23 protein-coding genes and 1 other RNA gene are annotated in these 26,765 nt (G+C 61.7%); 8 read left to right on the top strand and 16 right to left on the bottom strand.

Translation table 11 applies throughout. The features are described 5' to 3' along the window. Window positions 1-4 precede the first annotated feature (4 nt). The 12 genes from Tal182_RS15765 to Tal182_RS15820 all read right to left on the bottom strand — a co-directional run bounded on the left by Tal182_RS15765 (window position 5) and on the right by Tal182_RS15820 (window position 12,280). Window positions 5-1,444 (bottom strand): UDP-N-acetylmuramoylalanyl-D-glutamyl-2,6-diaminopimelate--D-alanyl-D-alanine ligase, encoded by a 1,440-nt coding sequence (locus Tal182_RS15765; protein ID WP_085860039.1) that lies wholly within the window; start codon window positions 1,442-1,444, stop codon window positions 5-7. Next, entirely contained in the window at window positions 1,441-2,961 is a 1,521-nt protein-coding gene (locus tag Tal182_RS15770) for a UDP-N-acetylmuramoyl-L-alanyl-D-glutamate--2,6-diaminopimelate ligase (protein WP_085860040.1), read from the bottom strand. Before Tal182_RS15770 ends, Tal182_RS15765 begins: the two co-directional genes overlap by 4 nt. A 6-nt stretch (window positions 2,962-2,967) precedes the next feature. Next, window positions 2,968-4,725 (bottom strand): penicillin-binding protein 2, encoded by a 1,758-nt coding sequence (locus Tal182_RS15775; protein WP_064803818.1) that lies wholly within the window; start codon window positions 4,723-4,725, stop codon window positions 2,968-2,970. After that, the gene (locus Tal182_RS15780; RefSeq protein WP_064810827.1) at window positions 4,725-5,225 is read right to left on the bottom strand and encodes a hypothetical protein; all 501 of its coding nucleotides are present in this window, start codon (window positions 5,223-5,225) and stop codon (window positions 4,725-4,727) included. The genes Tal182_RS15775 and Tal182_RS15780 overlap by 1 nt, the downstream gene beginning before the upstream one ends. 1 nt (window position 5,226) lies before the next feature. Continuing rightward, window positions 5,227-6,252 carry a 16S rRNA (cytosine(1402)-N(4))-methyltransferase RsmH gene (gene rsmH / locus Tal182_RS15785; RefSeq protein ID WP_085860041.1) on the bottom strand — a complete coding sequence of 342 codons (1,026 nt, stop codon included), beginning with the start codon at window positions 6,250-6,252 and terminating at the stop codon, window positions 5,227-5,229. Between the two features lie 17 nt (window positions 6,253-6,269). Beyond that, a complete protein-coding gene (mraZ, locus tag Tal182_RS15790; RefSeq protein ID WP_064803823.1) occupies window positions 6,270-6,707 on the bottom strand; it encodes a division/cell wall cluster transcriptional repressor MraZ in 438 nt (145 codons plus the stop codon). A 374-nt stretch (window positions 6,708-7,081) separates the two neighbouring features. After that, window positions 7,082-7,479: RNase P RNA component class A (rnpB, locus tag Tal182_RS15795), an RNA gene on the bottom strand. 56 nt (window positions 7,480-7,535) lie between these two features. Continuing rightward, window positions 7,536-8,711, bottom strand: coding sequence for an FAD-dependent oxidoreductase (locus Tal182_RS15800; protein WP_085860042.1), 1,176 nt, complete (start codon window positions 8,709-8,711; stop codon window positions 7,536-7,538). Window positions 8,712-8,721: 10 nt separating this feature from the next. Beyond that, on the bottom strand, window positions 8,722-9,909 hold the full coding sequence (locus tag Tal182_RS15805; protein ID WP_085860043.1) for an FAD-dependent oxidoreductase: 1,188 nt from the start codon (window positions 9,907-9,909) through the stop codon (window positions 8,722-8,724). Between the two features lie 115 nt (window positions 9,910-10,024). Continuing rightward, window positions 10,025-10,552, bottom strand: coding sequence for a lytic transglycosylase domain-containing protein (locus Tal182_RS15810; RefSeq protein WP_064803828.1), 528 nt, complete (start codon window positions 10,550-10,552; stop codon window positions 10,025-10,027). Between the two features lie 262 nt (window positions 10,553-10,814). After that, on the bottom strand, window positions 10,815-11,576 hold the full coding sequence (locus Tal182_RS15815) for an N-acetylmuramoyl-L-alanine amidase (RefSeq protein ID WP_064803830.1): 762 nt from the start codon (window positions 11,574-11,576) through the stop codon (window positions 10,815-10,817). Continuing rightward, window positions 11,573-12,280, bottom strand: coding sequence for a DnaJ family molecular chaperone (locus Tal182_RS15820; RefSeq protein ID WP_085860044.1), 708 nt, complete (start codon window positions 12,278-12,280; stop codon window positions 11,573-11,575). The genes Tal182_RS15815 and Tal182_RS15820 overlap by 4 nt, the downstream gene beginning before the upstream one ends. A gap of 387 nt (window positions 12,281-12,667) precedes the next feature. Here Tal182_RS15820 and Tal182_RS15825 point away from each other — a divergent pair, with 387 nt between their 5' ends. From Tal182_RS15825 to Tal182_RS15835, 3 genes are all read left to right on the top strand, one after another. Next, entirely contained in the window at window positions 12,668-13,879 is a 1,212-nt protein-coding gene (locus Tal182_RS15825; RefSeq protein WP_085860045.1) for a pyrophosphate--fructose-6-phosphate 1-phosphotransferase, read from the top strand. Between the two features lie 58 nt (window positions 13,880-13,937). Continuing rightward, window positions 13,938-14,573, top strand: a complete 636-nt coding sequence (locus Tal182_RS15830; protein ID WP_064803836.1) for a LysE family translocator — start codon at window positions 13,938-13,940, stop codon at window positions 14,571-14,573. Window positions 14,574-14,718: 145 nt separating this feature from the next. Continuing rightward, window positions 14,719-15,660, top strand: a complete 942-nt coding sequence (locus tag Tal182_RS15835) for a lytic transglycosylase domain-containing protein (RefSeq protein ID WP_064803838.1) — start codon at window positions 14,719-14,721, stop codon at window positions 15,658-15,660. 45 nt (window positions 15,661-15,705) lie between these two features. Here the strand turns inward: Tal182_RS15835 and Tal182_RS15840 are convergent, their stop codons facing one another. Beyond that, complete coding sequence (locus Tal182_RS15840) at window positions 15,706-17,127, bottom strand: serine hydrolase (protein ID WP_085860046.1); 1,422 nt, start codon at window positions 17,125-17,127, stop codon at window positions 15,706-15,708. A gap of 194 nt (window positions 17,128-17,321) precedes the next feature. On the opposite strand from Tal182_RS15840, the gene Tal182_RS15845 reads away from it, so the two are divergent. The 5 genes from Tal182_RS15845 to Tal182_RS15865 all read left to right on the top strand — a co-directional run bounded on the left by Tal182_RS15845 (window position 17,322) and on the right by Tal182_RS15865 (window position 22,498). Continuing rightward, entirely contained in the window at window positions 17,322-18,566 is a 1,245-nt protein-coding gene (locus Tal182_RS15845; protein ID WP_085860047.1) for a DUF3419 family protein, read from the top strand. Then, the gene (locus Tal182_RS15850; RefSeq protein ID WP_085860048.1) at window positions 18,563-19,246 is read left to right on the top strand and encodes a class I SAM-dependent methyltransferase; all 684 of its coding nucleotides are present in this window, start codon (window positions 18,563-18,565) and stop codon (window positions 19,244-19,246) included. Before Tal182_RS15845 ends, Tal182_RS15850 begins: the two co-directional genes overlap by 4 nt. Window positions 19,247-19,364: 118 nt before the next feature. Then, the gene (locus Tal182_RS15855; protein ID WP_064803846.1) at window positions 19,365-20,162 is read left to right on the top strand and encodes a GH25 family lysozyme; all 798 of its coding nucleotides are present in this window, start codon (window positions 19,365-19,367) and stop codon (window positions 20,160-20,162) included. An 81-nt stretch (window positions 20,163-20,243) separates the two neighbouring features. Next, window positions 20,244-21,464, top strand: coding sequence for a lytic murein transglycosylase (locus Tal182_RS15860; RefSeq protein WP_085860049.1), 1,221 nt, complete (start codon window positions 20,244-20,246; stop codon window positions 21,462-21,464). A 128-nt stretch (window positions 21,465-21,592) separates the two neighbouring features. Further along, window positions 21,593-22,498 carry a DMT family transporter gene (locus tag Tal182_RS15865; RefSeq protein ID WP_085860050.1) on the top strand — a complete coding sequence of 302 codons (906 nt, stop codon included), beginning with the start codon at window positions 21,593-21,595 and terminating at the stop codon, window positions 22,496-22,498. A gap of 453 nt (window positions 22,499-22,951) precedes the next feature. Here Tal182_RS15865 and metF read toward each other — a convergent pair whose 3' ends face one another. From metF to ettA, 3 genes are all read right to left on the bottom strand, one after another. Beyond that, window positions 22,952-23,854: a methylenetetrahydrofolate reductase [NAD(P)H] gene (metF, locus tag Tal182_RS15870; RefSeq protein ID WP_020921810.1), complete on the bottom strand. Its 903-nt coding sequence runs from the start codon at window positions 23,852-23,854 to the stop codon at window positions 22,952-22,954. Between the two features lies 1 nt (window position 23,855). After that, on the bottom strand, window positions 23,856-24,881 hold the full coding sequence (locus Tal182_RS15875; RefSeq protein ID WP_085860964.1) for a metalloregulator ArsR/SmtB family transcription factor: 1,026 nt from the start codon (window positions 24,879-24,881) through the stop codon (window positions 23,856-23,858). A gap of 163 nt (window positions 24,882-25,044) precedes the next feature. Then, window positions 25,045-26,694: an energy-dependent translational throttle protein EttA gene (gene ettA, locus Tal182_RS15880; protein ID WP_011426118.1), complete on the bottom strand. Its 1,650-nt coding sequence runs from the start codon at window positions 26,692-26,694 to the stop codon at window positions 25,045-25,047. Between the last annotated feature and the right edge of the window lie 71 nt (window positions 26,695-26,765).

The raw sequence follows: 26,765 nt of genomic DNA on the forward strand, positions 1-26,765 counted from the left end.
CCGATCAAAGTTCGCGTTGCGTGTCGGCAAATGCCGGGAACTTGTCAAGGAGCGCGGCGACGATCTTGCCGAAACCGATGCCCAGAGACGATTTCACCATCAACACGTCGCCCGGCGCGACCGAGTCCAATACATATTCCGTCAATTCGCTCGTGTTCTCGCGGTATTCGACTTGCACGCTTTCCGGCAATGAGTCCTTCAGCGCGGCCATCTCGGCACCCGCAAGCCAGACATGTTCGATGCCGGCGGCAAGCAGCGGCCCGGCAAGATCGGCATGGACCTTCTCGGCATATTCGCCCATCTCCAGCATGTCGCCTAGCACGGCGATACGGCGGCCGCGCGCGGTCGGCTCGGCGGCCGCCAGCAGCGCGATCGCCGCGCGCATCGAGGCCGGATTGGCATTGTAGCTCTCGTCGATCAGCGTGAAACTGCCGCGACCGCCGCCGATCGAAAGCCGGTGGCGCTTGCCCCTGCCCTTTTCCGGCTTCAGCGTCGCAAGCGCCTCGATCGCCTTCTCCATATCGGCGCCGACGATCCTGACGACGCCGAGCGCCGCCAGCGCATTCTCGGCGATATGACGGCCAGGCGCGCCGATCGCGACCTCCAGCGTCTCGCCGCCGATCGTCAGCCATAGCGTCGAATTCTCGTCCGCGCCGTTGAATTCCGCGAGCCGGAATTCCGCCTTGGCGTGCTGGCCGAAGGAGTGAATGTTCTCGATGCCGAGCGACTGCGCCGTTCGATCGAGGAAATTGAACTGGTCATTGTCGCGGTTGAGCACGACATGGCCGCCGGGCTCGAGCCCTTCGAAGACTTCCGCCTTGGCGGCGGCGATCTCCTTGATGCTCTTGAAGTTGCCGAGATGCGCCGGCGCGATCGTCGTGATGACCGCGACATCGGGACGGATCATCGCTACCAGCGGCCGGATCTCGCCGGGATGATTCATCCCGACTTCGAAGACGCCGTAATCGGTATCACCAGGCATCCGCGCGAGCGTCAGCGGAACGCCCCAGTGATTGTTGAAGGAAGCGACGGAGGCGTGCACCTTGCCCGACGGCGACAGCACGTGCCGCAGCATCTCCTTGGTGGTCGTCTTGCCGACAGAACCGGTAACGGCGATGATTTTTGCTCGCGACCGCTCGCGGGAAGCCTGCCCCAGACGCCCGAGTGCCGCCAGCACGTCGTCGACGACGATCATCGGCACCGTCAGGCGGCCAAGGGCGGGAAGCCTCGCTTCGCTGACGACGAGAAGCGAGGCACCGTTCGCTATCGCCATCGACGCATAGTCGTGACCGTCGACGCGGTCACCCTTGATCGCGAAAAACGCCTCGCCTGATGTAATCGAGCGGCTGTCGATGGAAATGCCGGTGATGCCTTCGGGCAAGGTGCCGAAAGGGCGCCCCGCCATCGCTGCGATCATGTCTTCGGTCGTCCAGAGCCAGCTCAAGATTTCAGTTCCTCCAAGGCCTTGCGCACCTCCGCGTGGTCCGAGAACGGCAGTGTGACGTTCCCAATCGTCTGCCCTTCCTCATGCCCCTTGCCGGCAACGATCAGCGTATCGCCGGATTTCAGCATGCCGACAGCCTCACGGATAGCCGTGGCGCGATCGCCGATCTCGGAGGCTGAGCTCGCTGCCGCCATAATCTCCGCCCGGATCGCAGCCGGCTCCTCCGAACGCGGATTGTCGTCGGTGACGATCACGACATCGGCAAGGCGGCAGGCGATTTCGCCCATGATCGGCCGCTTGCCGCGGTCGCGGTCGCCGCCGCAGCCGAAGACGACGACGACACGGCCGGTGGTGAAGGGCCTCACCGAATTCAGCACATTTTCCAACGCATCCGGCTTGTGGGCATAATCGACATAAGCGAGTGCGCCATCTTGGGTATGGCCGACCAGTTCGAGGCGGCCCGACGCGCCGACCAGTTTCTCGAGCGCCGCCATCGCGACCTTCGGCTCGACTCCCGTGGACATGGCAAGTCCTGCCGCAACCAGCGCGTTGGCGACCTGGAAATCGCCGGCCAGCGGAATGTCCACCTCGAAGATCTCATCGCCGATATGGATCTCCGCCGTCTGCTTGTGGCGGAAATGCTCGACGCGTTTCAGAGACAGATATTTCCCCTTGCGCCCGACGGTGCGGACGTCATGACCGGCATCGGCAGCCGCCTTGATTGCCTGCGCCGACCACGGATCGTCAGCGAAGACGACCGCCGGCGAGCCCTTCGGCAGCAGCGTATCGAAAAGCCGCATCTTGGCGGCCATATAGTCTTCGACCGTCGGATGATAATCCATGTGGTCGCGGCCGAGATTGGTGAAGGCTGCGGCGGCGAGCCTGACACCGTCGAGACGGCATTGGTCGAGGCCGTGGCTGGAAGCCTCCATCGAGGCATGCGTAACACCCTCGTCGGCGAGCTCCGCCAGCAGTTTGTGCAGCGACACCGGATCCGGCGTCGTCAGTGCGCCATATTCATTGCGCGTCGGCGAAACGACACCTGTCGTGCCGATCATCGCGGCTGCATGGCCGGCATGTGCCCAGATCTGGCGGGTGAAAGAGGCGACGGAAGTCTTGCCGGCCGTGCCCGTGACGGCGACCATGGTCTCGGGCTGCCTGCCGTAAAAGCGGGAGGCGGCGATGGAAAGAAAGCGGCGCGGTTCCTTGACCGCAAGCACCGGGATGGGAGCATCGACAACCTGGGAGGTGATCGCGATGGCGGCCCCGCGGCTGGCGGCATCCGCGATGAAACCCGCGCCATCCGCCTTGGTGCCGGCGACCGCGACAAAAGCATTGCCCGGTTCGACCTTGCGGCTGTCCGAAGACAGGCCTGAGATATCAAGCAAGCCTGCCGGGCCTTCGAGCTGTACTTCAAGTTCCGGAAACTGATCTCCGGCCAGGTCTCGCAATTTCATCGAACGCACTTTTCTCTCTTGAAGCCGGTTCACCCCTCGCGAATCGGCGTCGGTATTCATTCACACTCAATAAGACACCAGCAAGGCCGAACCGCCCTCCCCAAATTTCGGCTCAATGCCGAGAATGGGAGCCGCGCGGCGGATGATCTCACGAGCGATCGGGCCGGCGGTACCGGCGGAGATCGTTCCACCATATTGCTTTTCGCCTGTTTTCGGCTCGTCGCAGAAGGTGATGACGACATATTGGGGATTATCGATCGGGAAGGCGGAAATGAAGGAGTTGAAGTTGAGCGTCGCGGAATAACGCCCGTTCACCACCTTGTCCGCCGTACCGGTCTTGCTGCCGACGGCAAAGCCCGGCACACGGGCGACGCGTCCCGACCCCTTGTAACCGTTGAAATCGAGAAGATAGCGGATCTCATCGCTGGTCGACTTCTTGAGGACCTGCTTGGCAACCTGATCGGCCTGTTCGCGGGTGCGCGGCAGGAATGTCGGCTCGATCAGCTTGCCGCCGTTGACAAGGGCGGCAGCCGCCACGCCCGTCTGCAGCGCGGTCGTTGAGACGCCGTGGCCGAAGGAAATCGTGATCGAATTGATCTTCTTCCAGACGCGCGGCTGGCTCGGCATCTTCACTTCGGGCAGTTCGGTCTGCATCTTCGTCAGCAGGCCGAATTTGGTCAGATAGTCCTTCTGCGCGTCGATGCCGACAAGGTCGATGACGCGCGCCGTGCCGATGTTCGATGAATACTGGAAGATTTCGGGAACGGTCAGCCAGCGGCGCTGTCCGTGAAAGTCATGGATGGTGAAGCCGCCGATATAGATCGGCTTGCTGGCGTCGAACGTATCGGACATCTTCACCTTGCCGCTGTCGAGCGCCATCGCCAGCGAGAAGGTTTTGAAGGTCGACCCCATTTCGAAGGTGCCGTTCGTCATCCGGTTGAGCCAGCCTTCCTTGGCGCCCTCCTGCGGATTGTTCGGATCGAAGTCGGGTGCCGATGCCATGCCGAGCACTTCCCCGGTGTGCACGTCGATCACAGCGGCGCCGGCCCCCTTTGACTGGAAATTGTTGACGGCGTTGACGACCGCATCGCGAACGATGTTCTGCACGCGCAGGTCGATCGACAGCCGCACCGGCTCCAGCGGCTGGTCGCTCGTCATGCCGACCGAGGCGAGATCGGCGAGCCCCTGGTCGTCGATAAATTTCTCCATGCCGGCCACGCCGCGGTTGTCGATGTTGACATAGCCGAGGATGTGCGCCGCGGTTGAGCCGCCGGGATAGAAGCGGCGCTTCTCCGGCCGAAAGCCGATGCCGGGAATGCCGAGCGCCAGGATCTGGCTCTGCTGCTTCGGCGTCAGCTGCCGGCGCAGCCAGGCGAAATGCGAACTCTTGACCGAAAGCTTCTTGTAGGTGTCTCTGACGTCGAGCTCCGGCAAAACAGTTGCAAGCTTCTCCACCGCCTCATCAACGTCAACGATCTTGTTCGGCTCGGCAAACAGCGAGACCGTGCGGATGTCGGTCGCCAGCACCTCGCCATTGCGATCGAGTATGTCGGGCCGCGAGGCCATCAACCGGTCGGGCGGCAGGATGCTGGAGACGACCTCCTGATCCTTCATGGCATATTCGACCAGACGGCCGCCGATGACGACATAGACACCCATGAAGCCAAGGATCAGCAGCCCTACACGGCTTTTTGCCTGCCCTGTCTTCTTCTTGCGCGACCCCTCGATGGCCACGCCGGCGGAAGGGCCGCCGAAGCGGTTATAGACGCCGGTGGAGAAATGCGCCTGGCTCTTCAGGACCATGATGCGGGAAAGAAACGACATTATTCCACCGACCCCGTTTCGATCTCGTCTGCCTCGTCTGCCACCACACCACGCTGCTCGGCTGCGTCACGCTGCTCGGCTGCGCCGTGCTGCTGTACTGCGCCCCGTGGCATCGGCACGGGCTGCGCTTTGCCGGTCGTGCCTTTGGCGCTGGCCACGGCCGCACCCTTGGCGCCGGCTTTGGCCTCCGTCACATCCGGTACCGGAACCTCGGACTTCAGCATCGGCAGCTCCTTCGCATGCACGAGCGCCGTCGAATCCGTCGGCTGCAGCTGCAATTCCGCATTGTAGGCATTGACCAGCCGCTCCAGCCGGTTCGGCTGCGATTGCAGCGCCCAATCGGCCTTGAGAAGATCGATCGTGTCCTTCTCGAGCTTGATCTCGGCCTCGAGGCGATGAACCTCCTCGAGCTTCAATTCGGCGCGATGCTTGATCGTGTAGGTGACGGCGGCAGTCGCCGTCATGACGCCGATGAGCACAAGATCGAACGTTTTCAGCATATCAACCTCCGAGCTTTCCGAGAGAGGCAAGATTGGGAAACCCGAAGAGCGACATATCCGCCGCCTCGGCGGCCGCGTCCGTCCGCTGGCCGGCGCGCAGCTTGGCGGAGCGGGCGCGCGGATTGGCTTCAGCCTCCGCCTCGCTCGCCGAAACCATCGTCTTGCCGATCGCCGTGAAGGTCGCCGCCCGCTCATGTGCGGCCGGCAGGTGCCGCGAGCCCGTCGCCTTGCCGGCGCGGTCGGAGAAGAATTTCTTGACGATGCGGTCTTCAAGCGAATGAAAGGTGACGACGACGAGCCGGCCGCCGGGCTTCAGAGCTCGTTCCGCCGCAAACAAAGCCTGCGCCAGCTCCCCGAGCTCGTCATTGACGAAAATGCGCAAGGCCTGGAAGACGCGCGTCGCGGGATGGATCTTGTCCTTCATCTTGCGCGGGGTGACCAGTTCGATGAGGCCGGCAAGATCGCGCGTCGTTTCGAAGGGCTTTTCCTCGCGCCGCTTCTCGATCGCATGTGCGATTCGCGGCGCCTGGTTTTCCTCGCCGAGAAAATGGAAGATGCGGATCAGATCCGCGACCTTGGCGCGATTGACGACATCGGCGGCCGAAACGCCTGTCCCCGACATGCGCATGTCAAGCGGTCCGCTCTTCTGGAAGGAGAAGCCGCGCTCGGGCTCATCGATCTGCATGGAAGAGACGCCGATATCGAGCACGACGCCGTCGAGCCCGCCTTGCGGCGCATGATCGGCAAGATTCGAGAACTGCGCATGAATGAGCCGGAGGCGGCCGGCATGAGCGGCAACCATCGCCTGGCCCGCGGCAATCGCTGTGGGATCACGATCGAGCGCAATCACCTCGGCGCCGGCCGCAAGGATGGCCGCGCTATAACCACCCGCACCGAATGTACCATCGAGAATGAGCTTGCCGGGTGCGGGCGAGAGCGCTGCGAGGACCTCATTGAGAAGAACAGGAATGTGACGAACCGGTCCGCCACCGGCATCAGTTGAACCTCCGCCAGGATTCGTCGCCATTCCGTTCCCTCGTTCCTTCAGGAACGCTTGCCCGCCAGCTTGCGCTCCCCTCGTGCCTGCGCCTGCGCAGCCAAGAATGCCTGCGGCTGCCAGAGCTGAAAATGATCCGCTCGACCGACGAAGGTCACTTCGTCCGAGATGCCGGTGAAGTCGCGGATGAAATCCGTGACCATCAGCCGCCCCTCGGCATCGAGCTTCATGAAGACCCCGCCTCCGTGGATCAGAAGCGACATCGCGTTCGCATCCGGCGAAAACGGATCTTCCGCAGCAATCTGCCGCTCGAATCTTTCGAGAAGATCCGGGCCGCCGATGCTGATCGCCGGAAACACAAAGTCCTGGAAACAGTAAAGCTCCTGAACGTTGCGCTGCGCCAGCACGGAACGGAACGCCGAAGGCACGGAAACCCTGCCCTTGGCATCGATCCTGTTGGTCGCGTTCGAAAGGAAGCGGCTCATGACTCGAAACATCCGTTCCCGCAGGGAGCCGGACAAAAAGACGCCCGAAAGTCCCAATATCAGGCACAGCTTCGCAAGCCGGATGAGCCGAATCCCACCCGACGCTTCTGGAAAAGAAGACGCCTTTGCTTTGCGATGAATGGGCAAATGATTGCCCTGATGCAGTGCGCATTTGGGATAACATGGGACCATATGGGCGTCAATGGGATACGCCCATTTTGCAACGGACGCATGATCAAACATTTATAAGCTGTTAAGTTTAACAAAGGGTTAGCGGTGCCATTTTACGACAGACACGCAATGATAGCGTCGCACAAAAACACGCCTAAAAGGCGCATGAATATGACCTGGCCCCTGCCGCGGTACGGATGTTAATCGCCAGTTGGCCTGTAAGCCGGGTTCTGTATGGCTCCGGCGTGAACCGGAACGTGGCAGCCATTCCTCTGGGACAGCGCTCGCACGCTGCCTCACGCAACCCACCCGGATGACTGGCCTGGAAACCGGCCGGAGAGCCTTTCGGCCCGCCGCGTCATCCCTATTCGGTCTTGCTCCCGGTGGGGTTTACCGTGCCATATCCGTTGCCGGAGATGCGGTGGGCTCTTACCCCACCCTTTCACCCTTACCTGTCATGACAGGCGGTTTGCTTTCTGTGGCACTTTCCCTGAGGTCGCCCTCGCCGGACGTTATCCGGCACCGTGTTTCCGTGGAGCCCGGACTTTCCTCACCCTACCGCCTTTCGGCATTGGTAAAGCGCGGCTGCCCGGCCAACTGGCAGGGCTCCCATAAACGAGAGAGCCCGTAATTGCTACCGAAATATGGGGGACAGGCTTAACGGAAATTAGGTGTGAAATCCGTGGAGTAGCCCTGTTCGCCGATTCTGCCCGACAAAAGCAGCTCCGCGCCGAGCCTGCCGATTTCGTCCGAACTCTTGGCCGAGGTGCCGGCGCAGCCCGTCAGCACCGCAATCGCGGGCGAAGAGGTATAGCCGATCATCGGATAGCTGCTTTCCGTAAACGAGACGACGCAGGCGGCCGTCGAAATCGAAAGCGGCGTCATATCGGGCACGAGGTCGGCGACGATGCGCTGCAGATGCGAGCGCACGCTCTCGCGCCCTTCGGTCCTGAACCAAGCCCGCATCTCGATGTCGTTGCGTAAGATCAGATCGTCGGGATCGCCGCCGATCTTCAGGTAGAATTTGCCATCGGGATAACGGATCGGCGGCAGCAGATAGATATGGATGCCGGGCACGTCGAGAATGAGCGACGGCATCGCCGCAAGGCGGAGCGCATCAGCCTCGCCGACCTCGAACAGCGTTATGGTCCGGCCATAAACCGTCATGTCAACAGGCCGTGGCAACAGATTCTCGGCAATGGAAAATCCGCCCGCCGCCAGCAGCACCTTTTCACCGCGATAGGTGAGGCCCCCGGCAGTCTTGACGGTCGCCAGCCCGCCCTCCTCGCGGATCGAGACCACATGATCCCGGATGACCGTCGCGCCTGCCCTTTCTGCCAGCATAGATTGCGCCTTGACCAGCTTGCGCGGGCTGATATGTCCGGCGCCCCTCGCCTCGAACACACCTGCACTGCCGGCGGGAAAGGCAAAGAAGGGAAATGCGGTCTTCAATCCGCCCGCGTCCAGAAGCCTGGTATCGACGCCGAGCGAAACGGCAGCCTGCCGAGTCCTTTCGAGATAATCGCTTCCATTAGGCGCGATGACGACGCAGCCGACCTCCCGATAGAAGTCGATGCCGCTCTCGTTCGCGATCTCGCCGTAGCGACCGATCGAGCGGTTGGCGAGCAGCGCCCAGTTGCTGTCGGGATCGATGGTGCGGGTAATGCGCCCCTCGTCGTAATGGCTGGCGAAAACGCCTTCATGCGCCTTGCGATCATCAGGCTCGTCCGGGCCGATCACTGCGACACCATCCGTCTGCCGCGCCAGATGCCGCGCGGCAGCGGCTCCCATCAGCCCGCGGCCGACGACGATGTATTTGAAATCGACTGCCATGATATTCCTCTCAAACGAAGATCGGCGTCAGCTCGCGGCCGAAATCCTCATCCCCGAGCCGCCCTTCCCTGAGAAGCACGGCCCCGAGACGCCCGAGTTCGTCGGAGGATTTGGCCGCGACAAAATTGCCGCCGGTCAGCACCGCGATCCGCGGCGACGGCGTGAAGCCGACGTAGGGATAACCGGTCGGCGTGAAATTCGCCACGCACGGAGCCGATGTAACCGGGCAGCCGGCCAGCTCCGGCATCAGTTGCAGGGCGATGCGCGAGAGATGATCGCGCTCGGCCACACTGCCGTCGGAACGGAACCACGTGCCGGCCTCTGCCAGCCGGCTGAAGGAAAGCGCCTCGGTATCGCCGCCAAGCTTCAGATAGAGCTTGCCGTCGGGATAACGCACCGGCGGCAGGATATAGATGTGATCCTCCTCCCGGTCGCCGAGCACGATGGTCGACGGCATGTTGCCGAAGATCGCCATCTCGCGCTCGCCGATTTCGTAGAAGACAACGGTACGCGCCATCACGCTCAAATCGACGGGACGCGGCAGCAGGGCATGGAAATTGCTGAAAGCGCCGGCCGCGACCAATACCCGCTCGGCGCTGTAGCCTCTCGCGCCGGCCGTCACCTCGACATGGGAACCTGCATCACGCACCGACGTCACAGTCGCCTCGATCAGCGCGACGCCGCCCTGTTCGGCGAGCCTGGCTTGCGCGCGCACCAGCGCCCGCGGATTGATGTGCCCGGCGCGCTTGCGCTCGAAATATCCGCTGAAATCAGGGCCGACGGCAAGATAGGGAAAACGCCGGTCGAGTTCCGCCGGGGCGACGATCTCGATATCGCTGCCGAGCGTCCCGCTGACGGTCAGCGCCCTTAGAAGAAAGTCCTGCTCGTCCTTGGGCGGGGGACCGGCAAAAAGGCAGCCGACTTCCGAAAAGAAGGAAATGCCGCTTTTCGCCTCAATGTCGCGGTAGCGCCCGAGCGCCCGCGCGGCGAAAGTTCCCCAGGCGAGATTGCCGTCGAAGGTGCGGGTAATGCGCGCTTCGTCATAATGGCTGGCAAAGACGCCGTGATGGGCCTTGCGATCCCCCGGCTCCGAAGGGCCGATCAGCGCGACACCTTCGGCCATGGAGGAGAGATGCCGTGCCGCCGCCGCTCCCATCATGCCGCGCCCGATGACGATGAACCTGAAATCGATTGCCATGTCTCACCTTATATCGAGGTGGCCACCTCGTTTCGAGGTGGGATATCACGGCGAGCAGTCTGATTCATATCGCAAAAACAGTAGCCGAAGACTTTCCTCCGATCCGGGTGGCGGCTCAGTCGAGCATCGCCAGGACCTTTCCGCAATACGTCTTCGACACCGGGTTCATGCGCGTTGCACCATGGCCGGCATTATATTTGAGGATGGTGTTGCAGGTCTGCCCGCCGCCGAGCTGGTGGGCGGCCGCCAGATACTTCATGCCGTATTTGATGTTAGTCTCGGGATCGAACAGCCCTTTGCGCGTGCCGGAATATCCCATCATCCTGGCCGTTGCGGGCTTGATCTGCATCAGGCCGATTTCGCCGGCGCTGCCGCGTGCCTTCGGATTGAAATTACTCTCGATGCGAACGACCGCCTGGGCGAGCGCCACCGGAACGTTGTATTCAGCTGCATATTTGTTGATCAGCGCAGCATAGGGAATGCTGTTGGAGAAATCGGGCATAGCATAACCGCTCTGGCGATCGACGGTTTTCAGCGGGATGGTTTCGGCCCTGACACCCCAGTCATCATTAGCCGAGGCAAAGTTATACCCCGCCAGCAGCATGCCAAGGCATGCCGCAGCACCAACAATCAAATTTTTCATATAGTTTCTTCACTCCGACCCAAAGAACTGCAGGACTGCGCGCCTCGCCGTCATCCGGATACATGCGATCAAGGACTGATCGCGTTCCACAGCAATTCTTATCGTTTCATTTGGCGGTCACGGTTACACTTGAAATCAGCCGCGAGCGCCGTTCAGCGGGCGTCCTTAGACCATCGCAATGAGGAGATAATAGGGAAATGATGTGGCGGGGCGGATTTCTCGCTTGTGGCGGCAAAACTGCCCGGAAATCCAGCTGCCGTCGTCAGGAAAATCGCGGTAGCGCCGACAGCAGCCGGTGCAGCGTGTCGATCGTCGAGAAATCGGCGATCCCGTCCACTCGTTCGGGCCGGAAATGGCGCTGGAAGGCTTCCACGTCGCCGGCGGTCTTTTCGGAGAATTCGCCCGTAATTTCAGTGCCGTAACCATAAAGCGACAGCATCGACTGCAGCGCTTCCACCGGCTGGCCGGCGTCCCCGCGCTGAAAGAAACGCCCGCCGGTGATCGTCGCCGGCTCGACCCAATGCCCCACACCCGCCCGATGAAGCTCGGCCCAGGGGAATTTCTCGCCCGGATCGACCTTGCGAATCGGTGCGACATCGGAATGCCCGAGCACTCTTTCCGGCGCGATCGACCAACGTTTGACACAGTCACGACACAATTCGATGACTGCTGCGATCTGTTCTTTCGGATAGTCGGGAAGGCCGCCGGGATGGCCGGCATTGGCGATTTCGATGCCGATCGACAGCGAATTGATATCGCTCTCGCCGTGCCAGCTGCTTTTGCCCGCATGCCAGGCGCGCCGCGCCTCCGGCACGAGCTGGATCACTTCGCCATTCTCGTGCACGAAATAATGGCTGGAAACCTGGCTCTCTTCCCGACAGAGCCAGTCGAGCGCGTCATCGGCCGTCGGCATCCCGGTATAATGCAGCAGGATCATGTCGGGACGCCGCCCGTCCGCCCGCTCGCCGTGGTTGGGCGACGGCCGCACGCAAGCGCCTCGATAATCGGCCTCGAAAGAGGTCATGCGGCGCGGCGTTCCTTCTCGATCGCCGCATAGGCTGCATTCAGCGCCGCCATGCGCTCATTGGCGATCAAATGAAACTCCTTCGGCACCCCACGCGAGATCAGTCGATCGGGATGATGTTCGCTGACCAGGCCGCGGTAACGGCGGCGGATCGTCGGAAAATCGTCGGAAGGCGACACGCCGAGCACCTTGTAGGGATCGCCGCCGGACGAGACGTGGCGAGCGGCGATCTGGTCGAAACGTGTCTCGCTCATTTCAAAGATTTCGGCGATGTGGCGCAAGAAATTCAGTTCCTTCTCATGGATCAGCCCGTCGGCCTTGGCGATATGGAAGAGACCGTCGAGCACGTCTTCCAGCACCGTGCAATTGGCTGCGCAGGTGGTGCAGAGCGTGGAGAGCCGCTCGGCGTAGGCCTCATAGCCGGCAACATCCTGACGCGCGAGGTTATAAAGTCTGGCGACATTCTTGGCTTGATCCGGCGGAAATTCGAAGATTTCCCGGAAGGCCTCGACCTCCCTCTCGCTGACGATGCCGTCGGCCTTGGCCATCTTGGCCGAAAGCGCGATGATCGCCACGGAGAACGCCACTTTGCGCCGGGTTTCGGGATCGCCTTCGAAAACCGTTCGGATCGCCTCGACGACCGCGGAAAGCACATTGCCCGCGGTATTGCCAATGGCATTCAACAGTTTTTCCCAGAAGGACATCGAAAATCTCTCGCACGCTTGTCAAGTATGGGAAGTCAGCTTGACCAAAGAATCTGAGCCATTGCAAGGCGACGATTGGTCGTAGGATCGAAAACAGTTTTCACAATTCGGTAATTATTGCACCGCAGCAAGCGGTCGGCCGCTTTCGCCGGATCTGCCAAGAGAGTGCCCGCACCATGTCACTCGATACTTAGCCGCCGATTTCCACAAACAGTTCCCCACAAGCAAAGCGGGCTTGAAACGATTATATCGATACTTCGCGCCGCCTTCGCCGTTGAACCCGGCCAAAAGCCGCTTCTTTCGTAAATTCTTTACTTTACAGAGCCCTTTCCCTGCCGCATCCATGCGCTAGCTAACGCTGCCGCACTGAACACCATAGGAGGGATCATGGCCAAACAGAAAGTCGCAATGCTGACCGCCGGAGGCCTGGCGCCCTGTCTTTCCTCCGCAGTTGGCGGCCTCATCGAACGCTACAGCGACGTCGCGCCCGAAATCGACATCGTTGCCTATAGGTCCGGTTATCAGGGCGTGCTGCTAGGTGATCGGATCGAGATCACCGGCCAAATGCGGGAAAGAGCGCCGCTGCTGCACCGCTACGGCGGATCACCGATCGGCAACAGCCGCGTCAAACTCACCAATGCCGCCGACTGCGTCAAGCGCGGCCTTGTCAAGGAAGGCGACAACCCGCTGAGGGTCGCCGCCGAACGTCTTGCCGATGACGGCATCACCATTCTCCACACGATCGGGGGCGACGACACCAATACCACGGCCGCCGACCTTGCCGCCTACCTCGCCGCCAACGGCTACGACCTGACCGTCGTCGGCCTGCCGAAGACGGTCGACAACGATGTCGTGCCCATCCGCCAGTCGCTCGGCGCCTGGACGGCCGCCGAAGTCGGCGCGCATTTCTTCGACAATGTCAGCAACGAGCAGACGGCCGCACCGCGCACGCTCGTCATCCACGAGGTGATGGGCCGCCACTGCGGCTGGCTGACGGCAGCCACCGCCCGCGCCTATCTTCAGCGCACCAGCCGCAACCAGTATGTCGACGGCCTGATGATGGACGCGCATCTGAAGAGCATCGACGCCGTCTATCTACCCGAAATGGCTTTCGACCTCGACTCCGAGGCCGCCCGCCTGAAGGACATCATGGACCGCGCCGGCCATGCCACCGTCTTCGTCTCGGAAGGTGCCTGCCTCGACGCCATCGTCGCCGAGCGTGAGGCTGCCGGTGAGACCGTCAAGCGCGACGCCTTCGGCCACGTGAAGATCGACACGATCAATGTCGGCGCCTGGTTCCAGAAGCAGTTCGCCAACCTCCTGAACGCCGAGCGTTCGCTGGTGCAGAAATCGGGCTATTTCGCTCGCTCGGCCCCGGCCAATGGCGACGACCTCAGGCTGATCCAGAGCATGGTCGATCTCGCCGTCGAAAGCGCGCTCAATAAGATCTCCGGCGTCACCGGGCACGACGAAGCGCAGAACGGTAAGTTGCGCACTATAGAATTTCCTCGCATCAAAGGTGGCAAAGCTTTTGACCTGTCGACGGCATGGTTTGCCGAAGTCATGGACAATATAGGGCAGAAATACAAAGAAGCATGATTGACGGACGGTTAATATGGTGTCTTTGCTTGTTCCCGACGGGATAGGAGGAGATTCCATGTCGCTTGAAGCCTGGCTCGCTTTTGCTGCCGCATCCGCCATCATGCTGGCCATACCGGGGCCGACGATACTGCTCGTCGTTTCCTATGCGCTCGGCCATGGCCGCCGGACGGCCTTTGCGACGGTGAGCGGCGTGGCGCTCGGCGACTTCACCGCCATGACAGCGTCCCTCTTCGGTCTCGGCGCGGTGCTCGCCACCTCCGCCGCTCTCTTCACGCTTTTGAAGTGGATCGGCGGCGCCTATCTGATCTGGCTGGGAATCAAGCTCTGGCGGGCTCCGGTGATTGGCGAGCCGGTCGCCGATAACGACAATCTGCCGGAGGAAAAGTCGCTGAAGATCTTCCTTCACGCCTATATCGTCACCGCCCTCAATCCGAAGAGTATCGTCTTCTTCGTCGCCTTCGTGCCGCAGTTCCTCAACCCGGCCCTGCCCTTCTTCGGGCAGATGGCGATCATGGAAGCGACCTTCCTGGTGCTGGCGATCTTCAACGCCGCCACCTATGCTTTTCTCGCCCATTCCGCTCGCGGACTGATTCGCAAGGCGAGCGTCCAGCGCGCCGTCAACCGGACCGGCGGCACTCTGCTGATCGCTGCAGGCGCCGTCACGGCTGGGTATCGCCGTATTGCGGCTTAAAAATCCGGGTATCGCGCTATTGCAGCTTAGAAATATTCCGTGGTTGCCGGAATGCAACGAATAAGTTAATGGGGTCATCGGGTTTAAGCTTTTTAGTAACTTTTATAACGCTGCCGGGGCGGCGCGATTTCACGAAAGTGACGGAATGGTAGCGATCGGATTGTCCGGCCTGAAACGCGGTCTTGTCGTTTCCACGATGCTCTGCTGCGGCGTGATCACCGGCTGCACGAGCGTCGAATATACCTCTCAGGCCGAACTGACAGCTGCTCAGACAGTGGTGCCGACGCCGAAGCCCGGCGAAGATGCGATGCTCGCCGCGGTCCCGACAGCGGAAGGTGCTGCCGGCCAGGCAATCGCCGGTACCGGTCTTCCCCAGGCAGCTCCCTCGCTCACCGCAACGGCTATGCCGACTGCGCCGGGCTCCCAGCCTGCCGATCTGACCATGCAGGCCGGCATACAGCCAGCCGCCTACGCGCAGATCCCGTTGACGCCTGAGATGACGGCGATCCAGTCCGTCGTGCCGACGCCGCGCCCGGGAACCCCCGCGCCGCCGGCAACGCAGCTTGCCTTCGCCGCCACGCCGCAGAACAGCGCGCTTGCAGCACTTGCCGCAGTCGACACCACGCCGCGCTCCATGGATTACGGCTTCGACGAATCAGGACCGATCGATCCGCCGACGGCTCCCCCGATGTTCAGCGACGACGACAGGGACGATGCGCCGACGGTCGAGAAGAGCTTCGTCACCAAGCTCATCCAGAAATATTCGAAGATCTACGAAATTCCCGAGACGCTGCTCCACCGCATCGTCCATCGCGAGAGCCGCTACAATCCGAAGGCTTACAACAAGCGCGGCTATTTCGGCCTCATGCAGATCAAATACAACACCGCCAAGTCCATGGGCTATGACGGTGCGCCGGGCGGCCTCTTCGACGCCGAGACCAACATCAAATATGCCGCAAAATATCTGCGTGGCGCCTGGCTCGTCTCCGACAACAAGGAAGACGACGCCGTCCGCCTCTATGCGCGCGGCTATTATTACGACGCCAAGCGCAAGGGCATGAACGACGTCGCCCAGGGTAATTACTGAACCGGGCAGCTGCCGAAACAACCCAATTGAAACAGCGGTCATAGCCTACGGCTGCGGCTGAGCCTGCCGTTGTGATCCGGCCTGCTGTTGCGGCGCTCCCGATTGCGGCAACGCCGCCAGGATCGCCTTCAGAAGCGTTTGCGGCTGATAGCCGAGCCAGCCCGGCGTCAGCCCGAGCCGGACGACGACCAGATTGGCGGAAGGGACGATCGCCATGCTCTGCCCGTCATGCCCCGTGAGCCAGAACGTATCCTCTGGCAACCCGAACGCGGCGCTGGAGCCACCGGGCGCGAGCCAGGCCTGACCTTGCGTATACCGGCCGTTCGAGGCCGCCGTCGGGGTGCGCATGGCGCCGACGAAGCCCTCCGGCAACAGCCGCTGGCCGTTCCACACCCCATCCTGCAGCAGGAACTGCCCGAAGCGTGCCCAACCATGCGCCGTCGCGTAGAGATAGGAGCTTCCGACAAAGGTGCCGCGCGCGTCGAGTTCGAGGACCGCACTCGTCATGCCGAGCGGCAAGAAGAGCGCGTCGTGCGGATAGGAGAAGGCTGCCGGCGCATTGCCGACTCTGTCCATCCAGATGCGCGACAAGAGCACCGCCGTGCCGCTCGAATAGCGGAAGCGCTGACCCGGTGCCGCCTCCATCGGCGCATTGGCCGGCAACGACACCATGTCGGGGTCGAGATAGAGCATGCGCGTCACGTCAGCGACGTTGCCATAGTCTTCGTTGAACGCCAGGCCGCTCTCCATGCCGAGCAAGTCGGATACCGTGATCCTGGCGCGCTGATCGTCCTTCCACTGCGCCAGCAGATGATCATCGTCGAAGGAAATCTTGCCATCGAGCATCAGCCGGCCGAGGATGGCCGCATTCACCGTCTTCGTCATCGACCAGCCGATCAGCGGCGTCTTCGCTGAAAATCCGGAACCATAGGCTTCAGCGACGATTCGGCCATCGCGCACCACCACGATCCCCCGCATGGCCGGGCCGGCAAGCCCTGTATCGTTAAGCACCGCAGCGATCTTTTCGTCCCGACCGCCGACACCCTCGCCTTCCGGCCACAACGCCGCGTTCGCCTCCATTCTGGCCGGCGCGTCGAAAGCTACCGCATTCACCGCCGCCTCGAAATCGCCGTCGGGCACGCTCGTGCAGCCGAAAGCGCCGCGGTAGAGTGCGTGGCTCGAAGCAAACAGCCCCAGGAAGCGCGCGGTCACACGGTTGCTGTCGCGGTCGACGCTGACGCGCACGAGCCGCAGCAGCGGATTTCCCGGCGCCTGCACGTCATCCGCCAGGACGTCTTCGGCGTTACGGCCGGCAATGAAGACATTGGAGCAAACGATCTTGGCGGCATAGCCGTCGCCGACGCGCAGAAGCTCCGGCGGCCGGACGAACAGCCAGGCAGCGCCGGCAACGACGATGAGAACGACAAGGAAAGCAAGCGCCTTCAGGATACGCAGGACAAATCGCATGGCATTCCTCCTAATGCCCGGAGAGAAGCAGGAATTCCGCCTGCCGGAAAGGGCGCAACGCGAAGAATATTCCGTCACCACGATCACTTTCCGAGGAGGGCAGTGTTTTCGAAGGGCGCAGGCCCACAGCCTGCGTCATCAAACTGTAGCAGTGGCGCGCTACACGCCCTGAACGCTAAAAAGGTGACAGACTCATGTCAGAATTTGCACCGGATGCCGGCTTCCGCAAGAACCGGAAACTCAAGGACGCCCTTCTCCGCCACAAGGCTTTTTCGAAGGAGGGCTTCTCCGAGCGTCTCTTCGGTCTTCTCTTCTCCGGCCTCGTCTATCCGCAGATCTGGGAGGATCCGGATCTCGACATGCAGGCGATGGAGCTGAAGCCCAATCATCGCATCGTCACCATCGGCTCCGGCGGCTGCAACATGCTCGCCTATCTCTCCAAGGCACCGGCCTCGATCGACGTCGTCGACCTCAACCCGCACCATATCGCCCTGAACAAACTGAAGCTCGCCGCCTTCAAGCATCTGCCCGATCATACGGATCTCGTCCGCTTCCTGGCGATGCCGAACGAGAAGTCGAACAGCCGCGCCTTCGACCGGCATCTTGCCGCCAATCTCGACGAGGCGACCCGCAGCTATTGGAACGGCCGCAAATTCGGACGCCGCCGCGTCACCGTCTTCGACCGCAATATCTATGAAACCGGCTTGCTCGGCCGCTTCATCGGCGCAGCCCATCTCCTTGCCCGTCTGCACGGCGTCAAGCTGCGCGAAATGACCAAGACCCGCTCCATCCGCGAGCAGCGCCAGTTCTTCGACGAGCAGATCGCCCCCCTGTTCGAAAAGCCGGTCGTACGCTGGATCACCGGCCGCAAAAGCTCGCTCTTCGGCCTCGGCATTCCGCCGCAGCAATATGACGAGCTCGCAAGTCTTGCCGCCGATCATTCGATCGCGCCAGTGCTGAAGCATCGCCTGGAAAAGCTCGCCTGTCATTTCCCGATGCGCGACAACTATTTCGCCTGGCAGGCCTTCGGCCGCCGCTACGGCACCGAAGAAGAAGGCCCGCTGCCGACTTATCTGAAGCCGGAGCACTACGAGGTGATCCGCGCTAATGTCGACCGCGTCAACGTCCACCACGCAAGCTTCACCGAACTTCTGGCCCGCGAGCCGGCGGCCTCCCGCGACCGTTACATCCTGCTCGACGCGCAGGACTGGATGACCGACGGCCAACTGAACGACGTCTGGCGGGAAATCACCCGCACGGCGCGCGAAGGCGCGCGCGTGATCTTCCGCACCGCAGCCGAAAAGAGCATCATTGAAGGCCGCCTGCCTCCGTCGATCCGCGATCGGTGGGATTACTTCGAAGAGAAATCGCGAGAGCTGATGGCGCTCGATCGCTCGGCGATCTACGGCGGCTTCCACATTTACGGGAAGAAGGCGTGAGCAAGGTCGGCACCGAGACGACAGGAAACAGCAACGAACATGCCAGCCTGATGGATGGCATGTACCGCTACCAGCGCCATATCTACGACCTGACCCGCAAATATTACCTCCTCGGCCGCGACCGCACGATTCGCAATCTCGACGTGCCTGATGGCGGCACGCTGCTCGAAGTCGGCTGCGGCACCGGGCGCAACATGGCTTTGGCGCACAGGTATTTCCCGAGTGCCAAGCTGTTCGGCCTCGACATTTCCCAGGAAATGCTGATCTCGGCGCGCAAGACCTTCGCTACGAAAGCGACGATCCCGGAATTCCGCGTCGGCGACGCCACGGCGTTTACGCCGCGCGAATTCGGCGTCAGCGGCTTCGACCGCATCCTGATTTCCTATGCTCTGTCGATGATCCCGGACTGGGAACGCGCCGTCGATGCGTCTATCGCCGCACTCAATCCCGGGGGCCAGCTGCATATCGTCGATTTCGGCCAGCAGGAAGGCCTGCCGCGTTGGTTCCGCCGCATGCTGCAGACCTGGCTTGCGAAATTCCACGTCACTCCACGCGCCGATCTGCAGGAGGTCTTGGAAGCGCAGGCCGAGGAACACAATGCGCGATTGTCCTTCGAAACAGTCGGCGGCGGTTACGCCTGGCGGGCGGCCATCATCGGCAGGCGCTTACAATTCGCTTGAAACTAACCGATTTTTTACGTTGATATGATGAAAAGAGGGTTATTCCTCTGCTGGGCTCGTCATTTTCGAAGGTCAGGCTGTGGGGCAAAGAGATCATTCGGTTCACGACGGGATACCCATGCGCCGGCTTTTGTTTTGCGTTCTGCCCCTGGCCAGCCTGCTGGCGGGCTGTTCCTCCTCCGGTCACGACTATCTTGAAACCGCATCGATCAAACCGAAGACGCGCTTCCAGGACACCGATCCGCAGGATTTCGGCCCGAAGCATCCGCAGCAGAATGCAATCCACGGCATCGACATCTCCAAATGGCAGGGCGATATCGACTGGGCGACGGTGAGGAATTCCGGCGTCGCCTTCGCCTTCATCAAGGCGACGGAAGGTAAGGACAGGGTCGACCCGCGCTTCGATGAATATTGGCGCGAGGCGCGCGCCGCCGGCATCCCGAACGCCCCCTACCATTTCTATTATTTCTGCTCCTCGGCCGATGAGCAGGCCGACTGGTTCATCCGCAATGTGCCGAAGGAGGCCATGCGCCTGCCGCCGGTGCTCGACGTCGAATGGAACGCCGAATCGAAGACCTGCCGCTACCGCCCCGACGCGAAAACCGTACGCTCCGAAATGCAGCGTTTCATGGACCGACTGGAGGCCTATTACGGCAAGCGCCCGATTATCTACACCTCGGTCGATTTCCACCGCGACAATCTCGCCGGCTACTTCCAGGACTATCATTTCTGGGTCCGCTCGGTGGCAAAACATCCCGAGGTGACCTATTCCGACCGCCGCTGGGCCTTCTGGCAATATACCTCGACCGGCGTTATTCCCGGCATCAAGGGGCCGACCGACATCAACGTCTTTGCCGGCAGCGCAAAGAACTGGAACAATTGGGTCGCGGCCGTTTCCAAGGATCGAAATTCTTAGTAACGTCTTTCAATCTTTCTTGCTTCCGTCACATTCCTCTGTGAAAGCGACGGACATCCATTTGCTATAAGGACCGCATTCATGCACCGCTCGCTCACAAGCCGCTCTGCACTCGCCCTCCTGTTTGCCCTCGCTATTGCAGGCGGCGCGGCCGCCCAGCAGGCGCCAGCGGCCTCGGCTCCGGCAGCCCCCTGCGGCGGCGATCTGTCTGCCTTCCTCCAGGGCGTCAAGGCTGATGCGGTCGCCGCAGGCGCCAGCGCCGCAGCCGCTGACGAGGCGCTGGCCGGCGCCGAAATCGATCCCAAGGTCCTGAGCCGGGATCGTGCCCAGGGCGTCTTCAAGCAGACCTTCCTCGAATTCTCGCAGCGCACCGTCAGCCAGGCCCGCCTCGACATCGGCCGCCAGAAGATGAAGCAATATGCCGACGTGTTTGCCCGGGCCGAGCAGGAATTCGGAGTTCCCCCAGGCGTCATCACCGCATTCTGGGCGATGGAAACCGATTTCGGTGCCGTCCAGGGCGATTTCAACACCCGCAATGCCCTGGTGACGCTGTCGCACGACTGCCGCCGCCCGGAGCTCTTCCGTCCGCAACTGATCGCCTTGATCGAGATGGTCGAGCACGGCGACCTCGATCCCGCCACCAATACCGGCGCCTGGGCCGGCGAAATCGGCCAGGTCCAGATGCTACCGCGCGACATCATCGCCTATGGCATGGATGGCGACGGCGACGGCCATATCCACGTGAAGCAGAGCGGCCCGGACGCCGTCCTGACGGCGGCGAAATTCATCCAGCACCTCGGCTTCGAGCGCGGCCAGCCCTGGCTGCAGGAAGTCACCGTGCCCGACAACCTGCCCTGGGAGAAATCCGGCCTCGGCGGCACGATGAAGGCCGGCGAATGGTTCGCGCTCGGCGTCAAGCCGCGCGACGGCAACACCGCTTTCGGCGATCTCGAAGGCGATCTCGTGTTGCCGCAGGGCCGCATGGGACCGGCTTTCATCGCCTACCCGAATTTCAAGATCTATCTCGAATGGAACAAGTCGTTCATCTACACGACGTCGGCCGCCTATTTCGCCACCCGCCTTTCCGGCGCCCCGACCTATCTCAAGGGCGCACCGGAACAAGGGCTTGCCAACGACCAGATGAAGACGCTGCAAACCAAGCTGCAGTCGCTCGGCCACGATGTCGGCGAGATCGATGGCATTCTCGGATCCGGCACGCGTATCGCGATCCAGAAGGAACAGCAGCGCTTGGGCATACCGGCCGACGGCTGGGCGACGCCTGCCCTTCTCAACGCTCTCTGATCGCCACTGACACTCCCGCCGCTCGTTTCGCAAGAAACGGGTGGCGCCGCTTATCCCCCGCGTTAAAGCATAATGGTGAGGAGCGCCGCCGGGTCTAAACGATGCGGCTTTGGATGGAGGAAGACGGCATGGACAGCAGAATGAGTGCCTGGATCTGGAGCCTGCTGCTCCTGCTTGGTCTTATCTGGGGCGGCTCCTTTTTCTTCGCACGCATCGCCGTCCAGCATATCCCACCACTGACGCTCGTCTTCCTCCGTCTGCTGCTGGCCGGGCTGGCGCTGCACGTCTATATCGCCGGCCGTTTCGATATCTATCCGACTCTGAAAGCCCGCTGGCGCGAATTCCTGATCCTAGGGCTGATCAACAATGCCCTGCCGCATGCGCTGATCTTCTTCGGCCAGACCCGCATCGGCGCCGGCCTTGCGGCGATCCTGAACGCGACGACGCCGATCTGGACCGTGCTGATCGCCAATTATCTCACCTCCGACGAAAAGCTGTCCTCGGCCAAGATCGCCGGCTGCCTCGTCGGCCTCACCGGAACGATGGTGCTGGTCGGCCCCGGCCTGTCGGCCAGCGGCCAAGCCCCCCTCTGGGCGCTGCTGCTTCCCGTGCTTGCCGCCATCTCCTACGGGTTCGCAGCCACCTACGGCAAGCGATTCAAGGACGTTTCGGCACCAGTCACCGCAGCCGGCCAGTTGACCGCGTCCTCGCTGATCACTTTGCCGCTGTCGCTGCTGGCCGATCGCCCGTGGACACTCTCCTTGCCGCCGCTCGATGTCCTGCTCGCCGTCCTGGCGCTGGCGCTGTTGTCGACCGCCTTCGCCTACATTCTCTATTTCCGGATCATGGCGGCGGCAGGCGCGACCAACGCCTCGCTTGTCACCCTGCTGGTGCCGCCAAGCGCCATCCTTCTCGGCGTGATTTTCCTCGGAGAACGGCTGGCGCTGGGCGAATTCGCCGGTATGGCGCTGATCGGTTTCGGCCTCGTCATCCTCGATGGCCGCGCCTACCGCCTGCTGGTGAAAGCCGCGTGAGAGCTGGTTGTATATTCCTATGTCTTCAACCGATTGTCGATCTGCCCTGTTTCAGGCACATAGGTAAATTCCCAATCGCCCGACTTAACGACGCGTTAAAAACTGTGAACAAAAATAAACGCGAAATTATCTCGTTTTATCAACAGCTTGTTAGAACTGCATTCGACTTATGCACCGGCCGCTTCGGCAGCGCAGCATAAAATCCGCTTTTCAACCGACATATTTCAGACATAATATTGGCCGGTTAACGCGAGGAGACAGACATGGGACTCACGCAATCCTTGAATGTTCTGTTGGTCAGTGCAGCGTTTGCTTTCGTCCTGTCCATGCTCTTTATCTGAGCTGACGGGCTGGTAACGCTGATAGTGCCTAAACTCCCCTGATCAATCCGCCAACGAGAAAGCGCATGTCCCGCCCGACATGCGCTTTTTCACTTTTGAACGTCTGGAAGAATCAAGCGGCGGCGCCCGCGCTCTTTGCCGCCCGGCGGGAGTAGCCGAGATTGTCGAGCACCGCGGAAACCAGCGGTGCGCGGTTCATCGTATAAAGATGGAAATCACCAATGCCTCGGCGGACGAGATCCTCGATCTGCTCGGCAGCAACTTCGGCCGCGACCTTTGCCCGATCCTCGGGCTTATCGTCGAAGCCCGCGAAGCGCTCGTCGAGGAAGGCGGGGATGACCGCGCCGCAGGCGCCGGCGAAACGCTTCAGCTGCGTCAGATTCTGGATCGGCATGATGCCGGGCACGATCGGGATCGAGATGCCGGCGGCGCGCACCCGCTCCAGGTAGCGCTCGAAATTGTCGTTGTCGAAGAAGAATTGCGTCAGCGCCCGGTCGGCGCCGTTATCGGCCTTGCGCTTCAGCATCTCGATATCGGCGGCCGTATCACGGCTTTCGGGGTGCTTTTCCGGATAGGCGGAGACCGAAATCTCGAAATCACCGACCGACTTGAGGCCGGCCACCAGTTCCGCAGCATTGGCGTAACCGCCGGGATGCGGCTGATAGGGCGCGCCGACGCCGCCAGGCGCATCACCGCGCAACGCCACGAAATGCTTTACTCCGACCTTGCGAAACGTATCGATCATTTGATGCGTTTCCTCCTTCGTCGCACCGACGCAGGTCAGGTGCGAGGCGGTGGCAAGCGGCGTCTGCGACAGGAAGCGCGTCACCGCCGAAAGCGTCGGCGCCTTGGTGGTGCCGCCGGCGCCATAGGTCACCGACACGAAATCCGGGTCCCAATCCTGCAGCTTAGCGACGGTATCCCAGAGCTGCCCTTCCATTTCTTCCGATTTCGGCGGAAAGAATTCGAAGGAGATTCCGAAGTTGCGCCCGCGTCCTTCGTTTTTCAAAGCCATGTCATACTCTCCCGGCAATTGTAGGTTCGGCGCCTTCGCTTAGTTGCGAAGCCATGAGGCGCCTCGGATCGCGCGCGAGCCAGACGGTGACCGTCAACCCCTGCCCGCCCTGCTGACCCGGATGAAGATCGACGACCTGCTCGACGTCGAGCCCGGCCTTGCGCAGCCAGTCGGACATCGCCTGGTGCGAAAAGCCGAGACGGACATGGGCATGTTCGTCACGAAGATATTCGAGCGTGTGCGGCGCGAGGTCGATGACCACGAGCCGCCCGCCCGGCCGCAGCATGCGCGCCGCCTCCGCGATCGCAATCTCCGGCTGGTCGAAGAAATGCAGCACCTGATGAATCGTCACCAGGTCGAAATCCTGCCCCTCGAACGGCAGGTTGAGGATATCGGCGTGGCGCACCGTCGCCTTGGTGATACGCGACTTGTCGAGATTAGCGCGCGCCACGCTCAGCATGTCGCGGCTGGCGTCGACACCGATAGCGCGGCGATAGAGCCCAGACAGGAGTTCGAGGATGCGGCCGGTGCCGGTGCCGAGATCGAGCAACGAATCGATCGGCTGGTTGCCGAGCAGGCGGATGACGGCGGCGTCGACCTCCTCATCAGCCGCGTGCAGGCGGCGAAGCTCGTCCCACTCCGCGGCGTTGCGGCTGAAATATGCCTGCGCCCGCTCGGCCCGCTGGCGCTTGACCTGCGAAAGCCGTTCGCCATCGCGAAGAATGGTCGGATCATTCTCGGAGACATGTTTCAGCAGCGCCCGCACGAGCATGGCCGCCTTGCCGTCCTGCTTGAGGCGGAAATAGGCCCAGGCGCCTTCTTGGTAGCGTTCGATCAGTTGGGCCTCGCCGAGCAGCTTCAGGTGGCGGGAGATGCGCGGTTGGGATTGACCGAGAATTTCGGTAAGATCGGTGACCGTTAGATCGCCACCGTCGAGAAGCGCCAGAAGGCGCAGACGCGTGGGCTCGCCGGCCGCCTTCAAGACGTCCACCAACCCATCCAGTCCCAGCTTCAAAGGTTCGCTCATCATTGGCCCAATCAAGATATAAAGATATCTTTATGTGATTTGAAAAGCGGTGGCAAGCGGCAATTCACACTGTTCGCGAAATTGCCTGCGCAAATTGCGACAGGGTCTGACATGAAAAAGCCCCGGCCGAACCGGGGCTTTCGCAAGCAGAAATGAAGCAGGATCAGCGTGTCAGGCGCTTATGGGCCTGACTGCCCGGGTTCAGCGCATCCGGGCCGAGACGGCGGATCTTGTCCTGCTCGTAATCCTCGAAATTGCCTTCGAACCATTCGACATGGCCCTCGCCTTCGAAAGCTAGGATATGCGTGGCCAGACGGTCGAGGAACATGCGGTCGTGGCTGATGATGATGGCGCAGCCGGCGAAATTCTCAAGCGCGTTTTCGAGAGCGCCGAGCGTTTCCGTATCGAGGTCGTTGGTCGGTTCGTCGAGCAGCAGAACGTTGCCACCAGCCTTCAGCATCTTGGCGAGGTGCACACGGTTGCGCTGACCACCCGAGAGATTGCCGACCTTCTGCTGCTGGTCGCCGCCCTTGAAGTTGAAGGCGCCGCAATAGGCACGCGAGTTCATGTCGAACTTGCCGAGCTTGATGATTTCGGCGCCGCCGGAGATTTCCTCCCAGACCGTCTTGTCGGCGGCCAGCGCGTCGCGGCTCTGGTCGACATAACCGAGATGCACGGTCTCGCCGATGCGGATCGAGCCGCTATCCGGCTTTTCCTGGCCGGTGATCATCTTGAACAAGGTCGTCTTGCCGGCGCCGTTCGGGCCGATGATGCCGACGATGCCACCCGGCGGCAGCTTGATCGACAGGTCGTTGATCAGCGTGCGACCCTCGAAGCCCTTGGTGATGCCTTCCAACTCGATGACCACCTGGCCGAGCCGTTCGCTCACCGGGATGATGATCTGCGCGTCGCCGGGACGCTGCTTCTCGGCCGCCTCCACCAACTGCTCGTAGGATTTGATACGCGCCTTCGACTTGGCCTGGCGAGCCTTCGGGCTGGAAGCAATCCATTCCTGCTCGCGGCTGATCGCCTTCTGGCGCGATGCCTCTTCGCGGTTTTCCTGCAGCATGCGCTTGGCCTTGGCCTGCAGATAGGCGGAGTAGTTGCCTTCGTAAGGGATGCCGCGGCCGCGGTCGAGTTCGAGGATCCAGCCGGTGACGTTGTCCAGGAAGTAGCGGTCGTGGGTAATCATCATCACGGCGCCGGGATAGTCGCGCAGATGCTTCTCGAGCCAGGCGATGGTTTCGGCATCCAGATGGTTGGTCGGCTCGTCGAGCAGCAGCAAATCCGGCTGCGAGAGCAGCAGGCGGCAGAGTGCGATGCGGCGGCGCTCACCACCGGACAGGCTGGTGACCTCGGCATCGCGCGGCGGGCAGCGCAGGGCTTCCATCGCCATCTCGACCTGACTTTCCAGATCCCAGAGGTTCTGGCTGTCGATGATGTCCTGGAGCTTCGCCCCCTCTTCCGCGGTCTCGTCCGAATAGTTCATCATCAATTCGTTATAACGATCGACGATCGCCGTCTTCGCGGCAACACCTTCCATGACGTTCTCGAAAACCGTCTTGGTGGGGTCGAGTTTCGGCTCCTGCTCGAGATAGCCGACCGTGGCACCCTCGGCGAGCCAGGCTTCGCCGGTATACTCCTTGTCCTGGCCCGCGATGATGCGCAGCACAGTGGATTTACCGGCCCCGTTCGGTCCGAGGATGCCGATCTTGGCATCCGGGTAGAAGGAAAGGTGGATGTTCTCCAGGATCTTCTTGTTGCCATAGGCCTTGTTGAGGCCGGACATATGATAGATGAATTGACGTGCCATGCTGCGCTGCTCCGGGCGGGAAACTTCGTTTCGTGCCGCTATGTAGGCGAAACAGCGCCTGTGAGCAACGC

Origin of the sequence: Rhizobium sp. TAL182, from assembly GCF_002117725.1 — a bacterium.
Taxonomy (GTDB): domain Bacteria; phylum Pseudomonadota; class Alphaproteobacteria; order Rhizobiales; family Rhizobiaceae; genus Rhizobium; species Rhizobium esperanzae.